Source organism: Wolbachia endosymbiont of Nomada ferruginata (assembly GCF_001675785.1).
In the GTDB taxonomy this organism is placed as follows: Bacteria; Pseudomonadota; Alphaproteobacteria; order Rickettsiales; family Anaplasmataceae; genus Wolbachia; species Wolbachia pipientis.
Genome location: NZ_LYUY01000126.1, coordinates 1 through 2,883 on the forward strand (window position 1 = coordinate 1; position 2,883 = coordinate 2,883).

Annotated in this window: 2 protein-coding genes; both read right to left on the reverse strand. The window is 34.8% G+C overall.

Going from position 1 to position 2,883, the window contains the following annotated elements:
- Positions 1-394: 394 nt before the first annotated feature.
- Positions 395-1,279, reverse strand: coding sequence for an aspartate carbamoyltransferase catalytic subunit (locus BA053_RS05835; protein ID WP_065106858.1), 885 nt, complete (start codon positions 1,277-1,279; stop codon positions 395-397).
- Positions 1,280-1,482: 203 nt separating this feature from the next.
- Positions 1,483-2,508, reverse strand: a complete 1,026-nt coding sequence (locus tag BA053_RS05840) for an extracellular solute-binding protein (RefSeq protein ID WP_065095171.1) — start codon at positions 2,506-2,508, stop codon at positions 1,483-1,485.
- Between the last annotated feature and the right edge of the window lie 375 nt (positions 2,509-2,883).

The following is a 2,883-nucleotide window of genomic DNA, read 5'->3' on the forward strand; positions in this document are numbered from 1 at the left end:
ATAATAAGCTACTGATATTCCCTATCTTTTTTATCTTTAATCCATCATAGCTAGCGATGCAACAAAGTCCACTGGAATCCAGGTTGTAACCGTTCACGGATTGTGAAAATGAATAAAGAACTAAGCAGTCGTAACTTTTGGAAGGGATTTTGGCCATTGAGACGTGATGTCAAAAATATCGACAACATTCTTTTCACGAACCTTTCCCCACATTCTGACCAGGTGAAAAAGCTGTTTTTACGATAGCCGTCTAATTTGCCGTTCTGCAAGGTTGTTGGTTGACTTCAGGCTTTCGTAAAAAATTCCACATCATATCCTCAGCCTTAACATCTTAGTGGCCATTCTCGTCATTTCATGAAAAAACCCTTCTTTCGCATTAGTTGTGTAGCATTTTTTAATATCTATAATAGTGCAGCACTGCCTTACGTATTGCCAATCCGAATTCTACTTGCTGTAAAATAACACAATCTGCTACATCACTGCTAATCTCAATCCCTCTGTTTATTGGCCCTGGGTGCATAACAATCGCATCTGGTTTTGCGTATGATAGCTTTTGTGAATCAAGTCCATACAAATAAAAATATTCTTTCTCTGAAGAACTATTATTCATGCGCTCTTTCTGCAATCTCAAAAGCATAATTACGTCAGCATCCTTTATACCTTCAATTAATGAATAATGGACTGAATCTACTTCAGGAAAATGCTTACAAATCAAAGTTGGTGGTGCGACCAAGTTTATCTCTGCTCCAAACATTTTTAGCAATCTTATATTTGATCTTGCAACTCTACTGTGCAGAATATCTCCACATATCACAACTTTGAGGTCCTTTATTTGCTTTTTGTGATTGCTGATTACAAGATAGTCTGCAAGAGCTTGAGTTGGATGTTCACTACTTCCATCGCCTGCATTGATTAGCGAGCAGTTAACATACTTTGCCAGTGTATTAATGATACCACTACTTTTATGCCTGATTATTATGTAATCAGGATTCATTGCATTTAATGTTTTTATCATGTCTTTCAGATCTTCTCCCTTGTTAATAGAAGAAGATCTTATTGGCAAAGTTACAACATTTGCTCCAAGGCTTTTTGCTGCTATTTCAAAAGACGCAAGTGTACGCGTTGAATCTTCAAAGAATAAATTTATTACTGTCTTATTTTCCAAGATATGACTATTTGCAACTTCTTTTTTAAGGTACTGGTTGGCCAACTTAGTTATATTTTCTACATCATCGACTGTAAGGTCTGAGATGTTTAACAAATTCCTTCTCTTGTTCATAGTTTCCTTTTCAACTACTTGAACCTATTCTACTTTCTTATTACCTTTTTTCAATAGACTTCTTGTGCAGCAATTGTTTTGGTGAAAGAACGGAAAAAGATAGTAAAGTCAAAATTAAGTTAGAAGGAAGAAAAAGTTCAGCGAGTCAAGAGTAAGGTATATTAGCATAAATCTTTCATCCCAATGTTTAGTGGCGCTGGGGATTACTTCCACTTACACTCATCCGCTATCATAACAGCCTCAAAAAGATGCTTCTCAAGTTCACTTAGAGGCAAATCACTTTGTGAATAATTTCCCCAAGATTTTAGTATATCGGAAGTTTCAACGCCTTCAATAATAGGATATTCTTGGTTTTTTTTAGCGTATAACTCTTGAGCCTGCTTGCTTACTAAAAATTCCAATAAGACTATAGCATTTTCCCTGTTTTTTGCGTTTTTTGTTACTGCTGCACCACTGATGTTTACCATTACACCGTGATCGTTGCGATTAGGAAAAAAAGCCCCTAGCTTGTCTGCAACATTCTTTTTATTTTCTGATGAAAGAATTCTCGCAAAGTAGTAGCTGTTTACTATTGCAACATCTCCCTCACCGGCTGCTACGGCGTAAATTTGATCAGTATCACCACCACTTGGTTTTCTTGCCATATTGCTCACAATTCCGCTTACCCATTCTTTCGTCTTTTCAAAACCATTATTTGCAATCATAAAAGCAATTAACGATCTGTTATATGGACTTGTAGAAGAACGCACTAATATTTTTCCTTTCCATTTTTCATTTGCTAAATCTTCATAAGTACTTAAGTCCTTAGGGTCTACTGACTCTTTATTGTAAACCAATATCCTAGCTCTTTTTGTAAGACCAAACCAATAATCTTCACTGTCTCTAAATCTTGCAGGTATAACACTTTTTAAAACCTCTGAATCTACTTGAGATAAAAGGCCTCTTTTTTTTGCTAGAATTAAGTTGATTGCATCAGCAGTCAAAAATAAGTCAGCTTCACCACCGTTTTCTATTCGTGAAAGTAACTGAGAATAATCATCAATGATGTAACGTACTTTAATGCCTGTATTTTTCGTGAATTCATCAAACAAAGTACGTACTAATTCTTCTTTGCGCGATGAATAAACATTTACCACTTGTGAGTCATTAGTTCCGTCGTTTCTGTATAAATAAGTAATAACTATCAATATAATTGCTATTAAGGGTGTGAATATAAAGGCTTTTTTCATATTGGATAAAAAATAACTTCTTTCAGTTAAAGTTACCAAGATGGTACAACTTTAGCAAGTGTAAAGTTCGTTAGATAAATCATAAAAACTTCCTTGACAAGCTTCGCCAGCCCCCTTATTATAACACTGAAGCTATTTATTTATCTTCGCAATCTCTGCAGTGGATTAATGACAAAAAACTTAATGTATTTGGCGTAAATCATGCTTAATTTTTTGCACTATGTGCACCTTATGTCTTTATAAAATTTCTAGGTTTTTACCTAATATAAGCTGAAATGCGCTATTTAAAACATTAAAAAACGCCAACTTAAAAAATGGATAGTGAATAACTAGCTACCCTAGGGTTTCTTTTGCCTTTTTTTCTGTTTAGTAAAT